Here is a 15,374-nt window from a genome sequence, read left to right as displayed (position 1 = left end):
ATGTTCTCTCCTCTAGCGCAAAGGTTTGCGTACAGGATAGACTAGTCAGGCCAATATGTGATGAGGCGCTTAAAACCCCATGGTTAATATGGATATTTTTTGAGCTATATCCCTGTTTCCCCCGAGCCTCGTTGCTAGCATGGTGAGCAGATAACAATAAAAAATTAATACAAAATCCCTACAAAATATCCTACAAGGAGCACCTATGACCGTTATGGAACATACTAAGGCTGCACAAATTGATCTAACTAAGCACGGACTGACTGGCGTTACTGAAGTTCTTCGTAACCCTAGCTACGAGCAGTTATTCGTTGAAGAGACACTGCCAGGTTTGGAAGGCTACGAAAAAGGCGTAGTAACGGAACTAGGCTCTGTTGCGGTTGACACTGGTATCTTTACTGGCCGCTCACCAAAAGATAAGTACATTGTTAAAGATGACACCACGCGCGATACCATGTGGTGGTCAGATCAAGGCAAAAACGACAACAAACCGATTACAACTGAAGTATGGGATGAGCTTAAAGAGCTTGTGACAACTCAGCTATCTGGCAAGCGCCTGTTTGTCATCGACGGTTACTGTGGTGCTAACCCTGATACGCGCTTAAGTGTACGTATTATTACTGAAGTAGCGTGGCAAGCGCACTTCGTTAAGAACATGTTCATTCGTCCAACAGACGAAGAGCTAGCAACGTTCGAACCTGATTTCGTGGTAATGAACGGTGCTAAAACAACTAACCCTAACTGGGAAAAGCAGGGGCTAAACTCTGAAAACTTCGTTGCTTTCAACCTAACAGAGCGCGTTCAAATCATCGGTGGTACTTGGTACGGCGGTGAAATGAAGAAAGGCATGTTCGCAATGATGAACTACTTACTTCCTCTGCAAGGCATTGCTTCAATGCACTGTAGTGCTAACGTCGGTGAAGAAGGCGATGTAGCGATTTTCTTCGGCCTATCAGGTACCGGTAAAACAACCCTATCAACCGATCCTAAACGTGAGCTAATCGGTGATGATGAGCACGGTTGGGATGACGATGGTATCTTCAACTTCGAAGGTGGTTGTTACGCCAAGACCATTCGCCTATCTAAAGAAGCAGAACCTGAAATCTACAATGCTATCCGTCGCGATGCGCTACTAGAAAACGTAACGGTTCGTGGCGATGGTTCTATCGATTTTGATGACGGCTCAAAAACCGAGAACACTCGTGTTTCTTACCCGATTCACCATATCGACAACATCGTTAAGCCAGTATCAAAAGCCGGTCACGCTCAAAAGGTTATCTTCCTGACTGCTGATGCATTTGGTGTGTTACCACCTGTTTCTAAACTGACTCCAGAGCAAACGAAGTACCACTTCCTATCTGGCTTCACTGCGAAACTAGCAGGTACAGAGCGTGGTATTACTGAACCAACACCAACGTTCTCTGCGGCATTTGGGGCGGCATTCCTAACTCTTCATCCAACTCAGTACGCTGAAGTACTTGTGAAGCGTATGGAAGCAGCTGGCGCTGAAGCTTACCTTGTGAACACTGGTTGGAATGGCACTGGCAAACGTATCTCAATCCAAGATACTCGTGGCATCATCGACGCTATCCTAGATGGCTCAATCGACCAAGCTGAGACTAAGGTTATCCCTATGTTTAACCTAGAAGTACCACTAGCGTTGCACGATGTTGACCCAGCGATTCTTGATCCACGTGACACGTACACTGACCCTCTACAATGGGAAAGCAAAGCGAAAGATCTAGCAGAGCGCTTCATCAACAACTTTGATAAGTACACAGACAACGCTGAAGGTAAGTCACTGGTTGCGGCTGGCCCTCAACTGGACTAACCCAATCATCTGCTCGGGCCAAGCCAAAAGCGAACGCCCAATTTAAAATGATATTTTTGTAGCAAGCCCCTCTTTTGAGGGGCTTTTTTGTTGCTGCTTGACCCTTTTTGTTCCACTCTGTTTTAAGACGATTGAAATTTAAGGCTTTCAGGGAATGAAAAAGGTATTCATGGTGTTCGGCATTGCGTTGGCTATCGCCGTTGCAACTATCGCAGCATTGCTATTAAGCCTGCAAACCCAATACCGTACGGATATTACTAACTTTTTTATCAAACATGCGATTGAACAACCTGTGCTCATTGAAGATGTTGAGTACCAGTCGCCTTATCACATCACCTTAATGGGCATTACCCAAAGCCAACCTGAAAAACAAACACCGCTGTATATCGACAAGATTGACCTTTGGTTCAGCTCCAGCTCGATTACGGAGGCCAAACTGGTCTTTGAATCTGTTTTGATCAGCGGACTGCAGTTAGAAGCCGACGACCTAGAAACGCTCGCCTCTTTATTTACCCAGCCAAGCATTAAGATCCACCAGCTGGCCATCAACAATCTCGACTTTTCAACCCCAGACTTTAACGCGCGAGGCATCGATCTTCAGATCTCCGACCCAACGTGGAACAACGACAACTCACTTCTACCTTATGGAAAAACCCAACTTTCTGCCTCACAGCTGTATTGGCAAGGCGAAGCGTTCGATAACCTGTTGATTGACCTAGATCTTAAACCAAGTGATAGCACCCTGTATGGCGCTTCGTTTGACTGGCGTGGTGCCAAAATTTCTGGTCAAGCAGAGCAGTATCAGCAAGATTGGTCGTTGGTGAATGTGACCGTCGATGGCTTACGACTCAATCAGAAACAGACCCAAAGCCTACTAAGCAAAGAGTGGGATGTGCCAGGTATTCAGATCAATCACATCAATAGCTTAGATATTCTGCGTAGCGATGTAGAGTGGCAAGATGGCCACCTCGCAGCTTTTGATGCCTCGTTAGAAAATATCCAACTGCCTTTTGAGCTGTGGAAGCAACAGAGAGCCATTTTCTCTCTGCAAGCAGAGGGAGTGAGCATTGATGATGACATGTTCATAGAGCCAAGTATCAAGCTCAATTTAGATCCGAACCAGATTCTGATTGAAGACTTCTATACTCAATTCCTACAGGGCACTGTTCAACTTAATGGCAAAGTAACCCCTAACAGCATTCTATTAGCACAGCTCGACCTGCAAGGTATAAAGTGGATTACGGAAAGCCAAGATAGCCCTCTACCCGCCACTCGCTTGATACCTTGGCTCACGCAGCTCCAGAATGTCGAAATCAGCCGAATTAACATAGAACGCAGCCAACTTATCCAACTCGCACAAAAGCCTTACTGGCAGGTCTCAGGATTACATATCGAGGGGTATCAAGTTCAACTTCTACAGGATAGAAAGCTAGGTCTGTGGCAAGGAAAGCTGATGGCCAGCGCGAATGATGCCAGCTACCAAAACATTATTAGCGCACAGCCGGTGGTTGAGATGAATAGCGAGCAAGGAAAATGGACGCTGACACGCCTGTTTGTCCCACTAAAGCACGGCTATATTGAAGCCAACGCAACACTCAACTTCAACAAAATCAGTAAGCCATGGAGCTTAGAGATCTCTGCCGATGGATTACCGATAGCACCCATGTTACAGCAACTTGAACTACCGCTCGACGCAACCGGTTATGGCGAATTTGAACTTCAAGCTGCGGGTTTATACGGCGATTCATTAATGCTCGGCTATTCCACAACAGGTCAACTCACTGGTAGCGTTCGCCAAGGTGTGATGACCTTTAATGATAAGCTTTCTGAAACATCGACTGATAACGTGTTTGAAATTCCAGAGCTCAATGCGAATTTTGACCGTGGACGCTTCACACTTGAACCAGTGCACATTATTGGTGCATCGGCAGCAGAGCAAAGCGAACAAAGGATTCAAACGTTAAATGGCGAAATGTCTGGGGAGCTCGACTTGCTAAAGGCAGAGCAACACACTCTCTCTATTTCACTATCCGACCCATGCCACCAAATATCAGGAAAGCTCACCCAAGCTGAGTATTCCGAGATTAACGACTGCCAACAAAAAAGCGCCACTCCACAAGAGTAGCGCCTTCTATCTGTATCTTTATCTGCTAGCCATTGTCAGCTATACGCTTACGTTGGAGTCCGTTGATAATCTCTTTTTGTAGTCAGGGATCAGCATATAGGTTCCCGTAAACTCAACCGCCTCCACGTCGCCACTGTTAATGGTCACGTGAATGATGATACGAGCTTTTCTGCCTGACGCGAGGCGATCTAAATCGCCACTGATCCCATCCAATGACGTGGATGCCACTGGGTTTTGCTCAACTGGATGACGATAACGAATATTACTATCTGCTAGTACGATATCACCAGTCAACCCACGCTCCTTCATTAGTAACCAAGTCATACCCCAACCGGTTAAGGTCGCCAAAGTAAAGGCTGAGCCAGCAAACATGGTGTTATGAGGGTTAAGGTTTGGATTCAACTGAGCGCTACACTCGAACTGATAACCCGTGTATTGGTTAATCTTGATGCCCATCTTGTCACTGATCGGGATCTGATGCTCCCAGCGCTGCTGAAGCTCATTACACCATTCTGGTTTGCGCAGTACATCAGCCATTGGGTCAAGGTGCTTAACCATCTGCTGGTGACGTACAGGGCCGCGTTGATCGTTAATCTCACCACGACGCTCAAACTCATTCTTCTCATAGAATGAGATCGCATCTTCACGAGCATTACACACCAAACGCTTCGCACCTTCTTGACGTGCCAGTGACTCTAGCGCAACCAAGATAAGTGAGCCCATGCCTTTGCTTTGGCGAGAGTTCTTCACCGCCATATAGCGAATCTGCCCCTCTAGATCTGGGGTGATATAGAGACGACCAATCGCCATCGGGCGACCTCGACCATCAACAATCATGCGATGGTGACTCATTGGGTCATATTCATCGCGCTCTGAACCGACCGGCATTCGCCAAGGTTCACGGAGCATTTGCCAACGAAAATGGTAATACTTGTTCAGTTGATTTTCGGTGGTCGGGGTTATGAGTTTAAACATGCTTATTCCTTTAAGCCTAAACCTGCAGCCAGAATGTCACTGGGCCATCATTAACCAAAGACACTTTCATGTCGGCTGCGAATCGGCCACGTTCCGTTGGCAACACTGATTCACATTGGTCAGAGAAGTAGTTGTAAAGACGCTCTGCATCTTCTGGGTGAGCACCGCGAGAAAATCCAGCTCGTGTCCCTTTCTTGGTGTCAGCTGGCAAAGTGAATTGAGACACCACTAATACCTTACCTTCTACCTGCTTCACGTTAAGGTTCATTTTATCGTCTTCATCTCCAAAGACACGATAAGTGGTCACTCGTTCCATCAAACGTTTGGCTTTGGCTTCGTCATCACCTTTTTCTACACCTAACAGAACTAATAAGCCTTGCTCAATCTCACCCACTACTTCGCCATCAACACGGACGGCAGCTTCACTTACTCTCTGGATCAGTGCTATCACTGTTGTTTCCTTGCTCTGTAATTTTGTCTTTATCCGACGAGTGTACCATTTCTTGAGAGTCACTCCACTGTTCCTGCTCGCCCAACGCGGCCGTCACTTCAGCACCCACTAACACAATCAACCAGCACAAATAGACCCAAACAAAAAGAATGGGAATCGCCGCTAATGCGCCATAAATCAACTGGTAAGACGGAAACTGAGTAATGTAAGCTGCAAAGCCTTTCTTGCTGAGTTCGAACAACAGAGCCGCCACTAGAGAGCCAGCTGCCGCATGAGAAAAGTGAATCTTTTTGTTGGGAACCAACAGATACAGACCGAAAAACGCAAAGAATGAGGTAATCAAAGGGAGCTTGCGAATCACGGTATTAAAAGCACTCGACACGACTTCGTTTTGTAACAAGTTTAATGATGTCACATACGACGTTGCAGCAATGCTCGCTCCGATCAAAATAGGCCCAAGTGTTAGCACCATCCAATACATCGAAAAAGACAACACAGCACGTCGCTTTTCCGTTACTCGCCAGATGTAGTTTAGGTTTTTATCAATATTGGAGATCAGCATCAGAGCGGCAATGAATAAGAACACACTGCCCACCGCCGTCATCTTGCCGGTATTAGCAACAAACTCCAGTAAAGCACCATGCACCGCATCCCCGGAAGCGGGAACAAAGTTGGTAATAACGAAGTTTTGAATCACTAAACCAACATCAGCAAAAACTGAAAATGACGACAAAATAGAGAGCAAAACCGTCAACATCGGTACGATCGAGAGCAAAGTAATGTACGCCAAGTACCCTGCATTCACATTAACTCTATCGTGCGTCATCCGCGTAAGAAGATAGCGGGAAAACTGGATGCTTCCTGTAGCTGCCTTTTTTATCTTCAACTTGTAACTCCCTGGTAACTCGTTCATAGTCCTAATTAATATTCCGTTGTATTAATCACAGTAAGTAAATGTTCAAAAATAGCGTAGGAAAAAGGCTTGAGAACAAGGAAGCCCTTCTCGGCAAAGAATAGTTTCGATAAGTAGTCATTCTACAATCAAAAATTCTAACGCCGTTATCGAGCATTTTAACAAGCTAGGTTGAACAGTTATTTACTACGATTGATATTATTTAACTATAGGAAACTAGGATGCCTTATTTAATAGTTATAGTCCTCTCTATTTTTACTCTTACTGGATGCCAATCAGCTTATTACTCCGCAATGGAGCAAGTGGGTTACCACAAGCGTGACATTATGGTCGACAGAGTGGAAGACGCTAAAGAGTCGCAACAGGACGCTCAGGAAGAGTTTACTAGCGCACTTGAAGCTTTGAGTAGCCTGACTAATTTTAGTGGCGGCGACCTTGAAGACATGTACAACAAGATTAATGATAAATACCAAGACAGTGAGAAAGCCGCACAAAATGTCAGTGACCGAATTGCTGCGATTGAAGATGTGTCGGATGCGCTATTTGCAGAGTGGCAGGGAGAGTTGGACCTTTACACCAGCGATTCACTGCGTCGTTCAAGTGAGAAAAAGCTGCGTGAAACCAAATCATCTTACCAGACCATGCTGTCAGCGATGAAACGGGCTGAGAAGAAAATGGATCCGGTACTCAACACTCTTCGCGACAACACGCTTTATCTCAAACACAACCTCAATGCGAGTGCCGTTGGTTCATTGCAGGGAGAGTTTATGAGCTTAGAAAAAGACATCGCCTACGCGATAGAACAGATGAATGCGGCGATAGCAGAATCGGATAAGTTCTTGGCTCAACTGAACCAGAAGTAGCACTACAGAGAAACAACAGCATGCAGCCTATCATTATTACTGGCGGCCCCGGAGCCGGAAAAACAACTCTGATTAATGCCTTGGGTGACGCGGGTTACCCAATATTTTCAGAATCCTCTCGCCAATTGATAGAACAGCAGAGCCAACTTGAAAACGGTATCTTGCCTTGGTTAAACCTACCGGGCTTTGCTCGCTTGTGCTTAGACGTGATGAGCGAGCAAAAAGAGCAAGCCCGTCAGCATCCAATTGCTTTTCTTGATCGCGCCATTCCAGACATTTGTGGCTATTTGGCTCAGGCGAAACTAGAGATAAACACAACCTACCGAGAAGCGAGCCAAGGTTATCACCCCCAAGTGCTGTTCTGTCGTCCTGAGGCATCGATTTACGTACAAGATGATGTGAGACCTTATCCGTTTGAGGAAGCGTTAGACATTCACCACGCGCTAGTCAGAGTCTATCAAGAGCTTGGCTATGAGGTTGTCGAGGTGCCATTTATATCAGTCGATGAGCGGCTTCAATTCGTTGAGCGTTACTTAGGTATCAAAAGCTAGATCCCCAACTCGGTCGTCCCTCCCTCTTGAGGATGACGAATACTTAAACGCCTTTCGTATCTCGCATCTCGTTTACCCGTATCAACTCTAACACCACATAAAACAAAAGCCCCGAGCAGCTAGGCTACTCGGGGCTTTCTTATTTACTCTAAAACGTATTGCTTGAATAGCTAGAAGCTAGTCAGCTGGCGATTAAGCCTTAGCTGGACGTGCTGCACGCTTACGTTCGTTTTCAGTAAGAAGCTTCTTACGGATACGTACGTTTAGTGGCGTTACTTCTACTAGTTCATCTTCATCGATAAACTCAAGAGCTTGCTCTAGAGTGTGCTTGATCGGTGGAGAAAGAACTTGTGCTTCATCAGTACCAGATGCACGAACGTTCGTTAGTTGCTTACCTTTCAGACAGTTTACTGTCAGGTCGTTTGAACGGTTGTGAATACCGATTACTTGACCTTCATAAACTTCATCAGCGTGCTCTGTAAATAGACGACCACGAGCTTGAAGGAAGAACAATGCGTAAGTCAGTGCTTTACCAGTCGCGTTCGAGATTAGAACACCGTTGTTACGTTGACCAATGATACCGCCTTTGTAAGGACCGTAGTGATCGAACGAGTGGTAAATAAGACCAGAACCAGACGTCATTGTAAGGAATTCAGTTTGGAAACCGATAAGACCACGAGAAGGCATCATGAAGTCCATGCGAACACGGCCTTTACCATCTGGTGCCATATCTGTTAGCTCACCCTTACGTAGACCGATGCTTTCCATGATCGCACCTTGGTGCTCTTCAACTACATCGATAGTAACCGTTTCGAACGGTTCCATTTTCTGACCATCTTCTTCTTTGATGATTACTTCTGGACGAGATACTGCTAGCTCGAAACCTTCACGACGCATGTTTTCGATCAGGATAGATAGGTGAAGTTCACCACGGCCTGATACGCGGAAACGGTCTGGACTTTCAGTTTCTTCAACACGTAGTGCAACGTTATGAACCAATTCTTTTTCAAGACGCTCAAGGATGTTACGTGAAGTTACAAACTTACCTTCTTTACCCGCGAACGGAGAAGTGTTTACTTGGAACGTCATTGTTACTGTTGGTTCATCAACAGATAGAGGTTCCATTGCTTCAACAGTGTTTACGTCACAGATAGTGTCTGAAATTTTCAGCTCACCAAGACCTGTGATTGCAATGATGTCGCCAGCGTTAGCTTGTTCTACTTCGTGACGCTCAAGACCTAGGTAACCAAGTACAGTACCTACTTTACCGTTACGTTTTTTGCCTTCAGCATTCACGATAGTTACTTGTTGGTTTGGCTTAACAGAACCACGAGTAACACGAGCAACACCGATAACACCTACGTAAGAGCTGTAATCAAGTTGCGAAATTTGCATTTGTAGTGGACCGTCAAGGTCAACTGCTGGTGCTTCTACTGTATCAACAACAGCTTGGAACAATGGTTCCATGTTCTCGCCAGTTTCGCCTTCAGTCATTGTTGCCCAACCGTTTAGAGCTGAAGCGTAAACAACGGTAAAGTCTAGTTGCTCATCTGTAGCACCTAGGTTGTCGAAAAGGTCGAATACTTGATCCATAACCCAATCAGGACGAGCGCCTGGGCGGTCAATCTTGTTGATTACAACGATTGGCTTAAGACCGTGTGCGAATGCTTTTTGCGTTACGAAACGAGTTTGAGGCATTGGGCCATCAACTGCGTCAACGATAAGCAGAACAGAATCAACCATAGACATGATACGCTCAACTTCACCACCGAAGTCCGCGTGTCCCGGAGTATCTACGATGTTGATTCGGTAATCATTCCAGTTGATTGCTGTGTTCTTAGCAAGGATTGTAATGCCACGCTCTTTTTCGATGTCATTCGAATCCATGACACGCTCTTCAGCTTCACCACGAGACTCAAGAGTGCCTGACTGTTGTAGTAGTTTATCAACCAAAGTCGTTTTACCGTGGTCAACGTGCGCGATGATCGCGATATTTCTTAACTTATCAATCTGTGGAGTAGACATGGATTCTCGATTCACTCATAAAAGTAGCCGTCACTTATCTCAAAAGTTTGGATAATAACCGCTAGCTTGATTTAAAAAACGGTCAATAATATACCAGATTCTAGACAAAAACCCAGAAATATGTGATCTGAACCAAGGCTTTTTTCTTTATTAGCGATTCATAACCGCTTAACTTTGGTTCCGTACAGTGTCTAGTCGACTAATTCGTAGGGTTATCGAAAAGTATCACCCGCGAAGTGGGCAACCAAATCTCAGGTAAAATAACAAAATTGGATTGACAACTTAGGCAATTCATTGCTGAATGGTGTTCGCTTATGTCTCATATTGGTGCACAGATAAATAGTTGCACCAATACCGTGCAATCAAAGATCATTTTGGTGCAAAAGTCAGAGTTCGCAAATCAAGCAAACAAGTAAATCATTGAAATTAATGGAATAATTTTTTTGGCACGTTTTTGGCTATAGATAAATCAGCATCGATTAATGCACGTATAGACATTAATCAATGCTGGTTTCAACCGAATCGAGCTAATACCGAATTAATAACACTGGAGGTTATCCAAGATGTCAGTAGAAAATGTACTATCCCTGATCCAAGAGAACGAAGTTAAATTTATCGACTTACGTTTTACTGATACAAAAGGTAAAGAGCAGCACATCTCTATTCCTTCTCACCAAGTTGATGCAGACTTCTTCGAAGAAGGCAAAATGTTTGACGGCTCTTCAGTAGCTGGTTGGAAAGGCATTAATGAATCTGACATGGTAATGATGCCAGACGCAGCTTCTGCTGTACTGGACCCATTCACAGAAGATGCAACGCTAAACATCCGTTGTGACATCCTTGAGCCTGCAACAATGCAAGGCTACGACCGTGACCCACGCTCTATCGCTAAACGTTCTGAAGAATACCTACGTTCTACGGGTATCGCAGACACAGTTCTAGTGGGTCCAGAGCCAGAATTCTTCCTATTCGATGACGTTAAGTTCTCAAACGACATGTCTGGTTCTTTCTTCAAAATTGATGATGTAGAAGCAGCTTGGAACACAGGCTCTGACATCGAAGGCGGTAACAAAGGTCACCGTCCTGGCGTTAAAGGCGGTTACTTCCCAGTAGCTCCTGTCGATTCATCTCAAGATATCCGTTCAGCAATGTGTCTAGTAATGGAAGAGATGGGCCTAGTTGTTGAAGCTCACCACCACGAAGTTGCAACTGCGGGTCAAAACGAAATCGCAACTCGCTTCAACACGCTAACAACAAAAGCGGATGAGACTCAAATCTACAAGTACGTTGTACACAACGTTGCGCACGCATTTGGCAAAACAGCGACATTCATGCCTAAGCCACTAGTTGGTGACAACGGTTCTGGCATGCACGTTCACATGTCATTGAACAAAGATGGACAAAACTTGTTTGCTGGTGATAAGTACGGCGGCCTATCTGAAATGGCTCTTTACTACATCGGTGGTGTAATCAAGCACGCTCGCGCAATCAACGCATTTGCTAACCCATCAACGAACTCATACAAGCGTCTTGTACCTGGTTTCGAAGCACCTGTAATGCTTGCTTACTCAGCACGTAACCGTTCTGCTTCTATCCGCATCCCAGTAGTACCAAGCCCGAAAGCACGTCGTATCGAGCTACGTTTTGGTGACCCAGCAGCTAACCCATACCTATGCTACTCAGCAATGCTTATGGCTGGCCTTGACGGTATTAAGAACAAGATCCACCCTGGCGAAGCTATGGATAAAGATCTATACGACCTTCCTGCAGAAGAAGCAGCTGAAATCCCAACAGTTGCAGAATCTCTACAAGGTGCTCTAGCAGCACTTAACGAAGACCGTGAGTTCCTAACGGCTGGTGGCGTATTCTCTGACGACTTCATCGATTCTTACATCACTCTGAAATCTGATGACGTACAGCGCGTGAACATGGCTACACACCCACTTGAGTTTGAACTGTACTACTCAGTTTAATCCTTAGTCGGTTAGCATGTAATTCTTACTGCAGTAAAAGCTATTGCAACATGTAAGAAGCACTAAAAAATATTAGGCTCGCCTCGCAGGCGGGCCTTTTTTCTATTCTCCCTCCCCCTGCTTCCTCGTACCATATCTTAAACAAAAGCCCTCAGAGGCTGTTGCTATAAATACAATAAAATCAATAACAAAACTAACGTCAAACGTGAAACGTGAAAACACCTAACGGTGGAAAGAGGCTAACGATATGAAAAACATACTGTTCCTAATCGGATTAACAGTCGCATTCTCGTGCTCTGCTCAAACGGTGTACACCTGGGAAGATGAGGATGGTGTGCTTCACTTTAGTGATACCCCTACCGATCAAGGTGCGGAGGCTCTTCGCCTACCTGACGTACAAGCTTCCGCACCAGCCCCTAAATTTGAGGCCTCAACGCCTGTTGACGCTGCAGATCCCTCTACAAGTAAAACGGCAACACCGGCTCAAGCTCAGAAAAAAACAGATAACACGAAACGAGAGGTACCCGCTCAGTTAGCCCTCAGCATGCTGACTCCAGTTCATGATCAAACCATCCGCAGCAACCGTGGCTTAATCCCAATAAAAATAAAACTCAACCGCAAGCTTGGTATTGGAGAGCAGTTGCAACTGATGCTCGATGGTCGTCGTTATGGTGCTCCACAAACCCAACCTAACTGGGAATTGAAAGGTATCGATCGAGGCACTCACACCATTGCAATTCAAGCACATAGAAGCGGCAAGCTTATTGCATCTACTAGTCCAGTCACCGTGTATTTACATCGAGCGACGCTCAAGTAAGCCAATGTGTTAAAAGAGGCCAAATTACCTCTACTTTTCACCTGATCGAAGCACCTTTCAGCAACTCTAATGAATTATCTTTAGCTTCTGGTTGATATGCGCCATACTTGAACTTAGCTTCGCACCAATTTGGTGCAGTGAGAAAAACACCAGTTCAAGGACGAAATAGTGAATCGATCAGCCAAAAGCGACAGCATAGATACACATCATCTTTCCAGCGCCATTCTCGACAATATGGTGACCTCAACATTGATGCTCGATGAGCAACTGTATGTCCGATATGCCAACCCGGCGGCTGAACAACTCTTTTCGCAAAGTGCACGACGTATCGTTGATCACCCTCTGAGCCAACTTATCCAGCACGCCTCACTGGATTTAGCGCTGTTGACTCAACCGCTACAAAGTGGCCAAAGCATTACCGACAGTGACGTTACCTTTGTGGTTGATAACCGCCCACTAATGCTTGAGGTAACAGTGAGCCCAATATCTTGGCAGCGAGAAACGCTGTTATTGGTTGAGATGCGCAAGATAGACCAACAAAGACGCCTCAGCCAAGAGCTCAACCAACACGCACAACAACAAGCGGCTAAACTATTGGTACGCGGATTAGCCCATGAGATTAAGAATCCATTGGGCGGATTAAGAGGAGCCGCGCAGCTACTTGGTAAAATGCTCCCTGATCAGTCCCTTAATGAATATACGCAGATCATTATTGAGCAAGCCGACCGCCTGAGAGCTTTGGTCGATCGCCTGCTTGGCCCACAGAAACCGGGGACCAAATCGGAAGAGAATCTTCACCAAATACTTGAAAAAGTAAGGCAACTCGTCGAGCTAGAATCAGGTTCAACACTCGTCATCGAACGAGACTACGACCCGAGCTTACCGGACATCTTGATGGATTCAGCACAGGTAGAGCAAGCCATGCTCAATATAGTGAGCAACGCAGCTCAGATTCTGAAGACTCAAGAATCAGGAAAAATCATCATTCGCACCAGAACGGTGCATCAAGCAAACATTCATGGTCAGCGACACAAACTCGCCGCTCGCATTGAGATCTGCGACAACGGCCCGGGTATCCCCGATGAATTGAAAGACACCCTGTTTTACCCAATGGTCAGCGGACGAGAAGGAGGAACAGGGCTAGGGCTATCGATATCTCAAAACCTGATCGATCAACACAATGGGAAAATTGATGTTGAAAGCTGGCCGGGCAACACCACATTCACGATTTATTTGCCGATATAAGCAAAGCTGTGTCTCTCACTGGAAACAACGTTTCATTGGCAACACTGAATACCGAACAATAAAAACAACAATGATTATCACAATAGATTTGGCTGCAAAGGAATTGAATTATGAGTAAGGGATACGTTTGGGTCGTCGATGACGACAGCTCTATCCGCTGGGTAGTAGAGAAAACACTTTCATCTGCGGATATAAAGTGTGAAACATTTGCTGATGCAGAGAGCGTATTACTTGCTCTTGAGCGCGAAACGCCAGATGTATTGGTATCTGATATTCGCATGCCCGGCATTGACGGTATTGAGCTTTTGCATCAGGTTCATCAACGCTCTCCCGACCTGCCAGTGATCATTATGACCGCGCACTCAGACCTTGATGCGGCGGTCAATGCTTATCAAAAAGGCGCTTTTGAGTATCTGCCTAAGCCGTTTGATATCGATGAGACACTGACTTTAGTAGAGCGAGCAATCGCCCACAGCCAAGAGCAAAAGCGAGAACAGGCGAGTGAAGCAGTAGAAGACACCAACGCGCCAGAAATCATTGGCGAAGCGCCTGCGATGCAGGAAGTCTTCCGCGCCATTGGTCGTTTGTCTCGGTCATCCATTTCCGTGCTAATCAATGGTGAATCAGGTACAGGTAAAGAACTAGTCGCACACGCCTTACATCGTCACAGCCCAAGAGCGAAAAAACCCTTTATCGCCCTGAACATGGCAGCCATTCCCAAAGATCTCATTGAATCAGAGCTGTTTGGCCATGAGAAAGGCGCGTTTACCGGAGCCAACAGTGTTCGCCAAGGGCGTTTTGAACAAGCCAACGGCGGAACGCTGTTTTTGGATGAGATCGGTGATATGCCACTCGATATTCAGACTCGACTACTGCGCGTGCTGTCTGATGGCCAGTTTTATCGCGTAGGTGGACATTCTGCGGTTAAGGTCGATGTTCGTATCGTTGCCGCAACCCACCAAGATCTTGAGCGCTTAGTACATGACGGTGGTTTCCGTGAAGACCTTTTCCATCGACTCAACGTTATCCGAATCCATATTCCGGCACTGCGCGAACGTAAACAGGACATTGAAAAGCTGACTCACCACTTCCTAGCATCAGCCGCTGAAGAGCTTGGCGTAGAAGTGAAGACACTACACCCAGAGACCATTCTGAAGCTCAATCAGCTCAATTGGCCGGGTAACGTACGTCAGCTTGAGAACATTTGTCGTTGGCTAACTGTAATGGCGAGCGGCAGCGAAATACTCCCTTCGGATCTACCACCTGAGTTGTTGGAAGAGAAGGTTGTGATCAGCGAAGGTACTGATGGTAATTGGCAACAACTGCTGGCTAATTGGGCCAAGAGTGCGCTTGATTCCGGCGAAAAAGAGCTGCTGACTTATGCTCTACCCGAGTTTGAACGTATATTATTAGAGGCCGCACTCAACCATACTAATGGCCATAAACAAGATGCAGCGAAAGTTTTAGGATGGGGAAGAAACACCCTGACTCGTAAACTCAAAGAGTTGTACTGATCTATATATGCCTTTAGATACATATTTTTTAAAGCTAAAAAAGTGTCGCTTGCTTTGAATAGTATCGGTACAATTACAGTACACTATCTAT

At 45.8% G+C, this 15,374-nt stretch carries 12 protein-coding genes; 8 read left to right on the top strand and 4 right to left on the bottom strand.

Annotated elements, in window-relative coordinates; genetic code table 11:
* The first annotated feature begins 205 nt into the window (after window positions 1-205).
* Both pckA and ACED42_RS04000 read left to right on the top strand, forming a co-directional pair.
* Window positions 206-1,831, top strand: a complete 1,626-nt coding sequence (gene pckA, locus ACED42_RS04005; RefSeq protein WP_009848030.1) for a phosphoenolpyruvate carboxykinase (ATP) — start codon at window positions 206-208, stop codon at window positions 1,829-1,831.
* A 154-nt stretch (window positions 1,832-1,985) separates the two neighbouring features.
* Window positions 1,986-3,956 carry an AsmA family protein gene (locus ACED42_RS04000; protein WP_371701497.1) on the top strand — a complete coding sequence of 657 codons (1,971 nt, stop codon included), beginning with the start codon at window positions 1,986-1,988 and terminating at the stop codon, window positions 3,954-3,956.
* Window positions 3,957-3,995: 39 nt separating this feature from the next.
* Here ACED42_RS04000 and ACED42_RS03995 read toward each other — a convergent pair whose 3' ends face one another.
* From ACED42_RS03995 to ACED42_RS03985, 3 genes are read right to left on the bottom strand one after another with little or no spacing between them, the layout of a single operon-like run.
* Complete coding sequence (locus tag ACED42_RS03995) at window positions 3,996-4,931, bottom strand: YiiD C-terminal domain-containing protein (protein ID WP_371701495.1); 936 nt, start codon at window positions 4,929-4,931, stop codon at window positions 3,996-3,998.
* 16 nt (window positions 4,932-4,947) lie between these two features.
* The gene (gene dtd / locus ACED42_RS03990) at window positions 4,948-5,382 is read right to left on the bottom strand and encodes a D-aminoacyl-tRNA deacylase (protein WP_004735590.1); all 435 of its coding nucleotides are present in this window, start codon (window positions 5,380-5,382) and stop codon (window positions 4,948-4,950) included.
* On the bottom strand, window positions 5,354-6,295 hold the full coding sequence (locus ACED42_RS03985; protein WP_012603002.1) for a virulence factor BrkB family protein: 942 nt from the start codon (window positions 6,293-6,295) through the stop codon (window positions 5,354-5,356). The genes dtd and ACED42_RS03985 overlap by 29 nt, the downstream gene beginning before the upstream one ends.
* A gap of 221 nt (window positions 6,296-6,516) precedes the next feature.
* Here ACED42_RS03985 and ACED42_RS03980 point away from each other — a divergent pair, with 221 nt between their 5' ends.
* Entirely contained in the window at window positions 6,517-7,158 is a 642-nt protein-coding gene (locus tag ACED42_RS03980) for a DUF2959 domain-containing protein (RefSeq protein WP_017099256.1), read from the top strand.
* Window positions 7,159-7,178: 20 nt separating this feature from the next.
* Window positions 7,179-7,709: an AAA family ATPase gene (locus ACED42_RS03975; protein ID WP_371701494.1), complete on the top strand. Its 531-nt coding sequence runs from the start codon at window positions 7,179-7,181 to the stop codon at window positions 7,707-7,709.
* Between the two features lie 192 nt (window positions 7,710-7,901).
* On the opposite strand, the gene typA is transcribed toward ACED42_RS03975, so the two are convergent.
* Complete coding sequence (typA, locus tag ACED42_RS03970) at window positions 7,902-9,734, bottom strand: translational GTPase TypA (RefSeq protein ID WP_009848036.1); 1,833 nt, start codon at window positions 9,732-9,734, stop codon at window positions 7,902-7,904.
* Window positions 9,735-10,297: 563 nt separating this feature from the next.
* Here typA and glnA point away from each other — a divergent pair.
* The 4 genes from glnA to glnG all read left to right on the top strand — a co-directional run bounded on the left by glnA (window position 10,298) and on the right by glnG (window position 15,283).
* A complete protein-coding gene (gene glnA, locus ACED42_RS03965; RefSeq protein WP_009848037.1) occupies window positions 10,298-11,707 on the top strand; it encodes a glutamate--ammonia ligase in 1,410 nt (469 codons plus the stop codon).
* Between the two features lie 247 nt (window positions 11,708-11,954).
* Entirely contained in the window at window positions 11,955-12,524 is a 570-nt protein-coding gene (locus ACED42_RS03960; protein ID WP_012602998.1) for a DUF4124 domain-containing protein, read from the top strand.
* Window positions 12,525-12,692: 168 nt separating this feature from the next.
* The gene (gene glnL, locus ACED42_RS03955) at window positions 12,693-13,769 is read left to right on the top strand and encodes a nitrogen regulation protein NR(II) (RefSeq protein WP_371701493.1); all 1,077 of its coding nucleotides are present in this window, start codon (window positions 12,693-12,695) and stop codon (window positions 13,767-13,769) included.
* 110 nt (window positions 13,770-13,879) lie between these two features.
* A complete protein-coding gene (gene glnG / locus ACED42_RS03950) occupies window positions 13,880-15,283 on the top strand; it encodes a nitrogen regulation protein NR(I) (protein WP_009848040.1) in 1,404 nt (467 codons plus the stop codon).
* The last annotated feature ends 91 nt before the right edge of the window (window positions 15,284-15,374 follow it).

Source organism: Vibrio sp. FF145, from assembly GCF_041439075.1.
GTDB classification, from domain to species: domain Bacteria; phylum Pseudomonadota; class Gammaproteobacteria; order Enterobacterales; family Vibrionaceae; genus Vibrio; species Vibrio tasmaniensis_A.
This window is presented reverse-complemented; position numbering and strand designations above follow the sequence as displayed.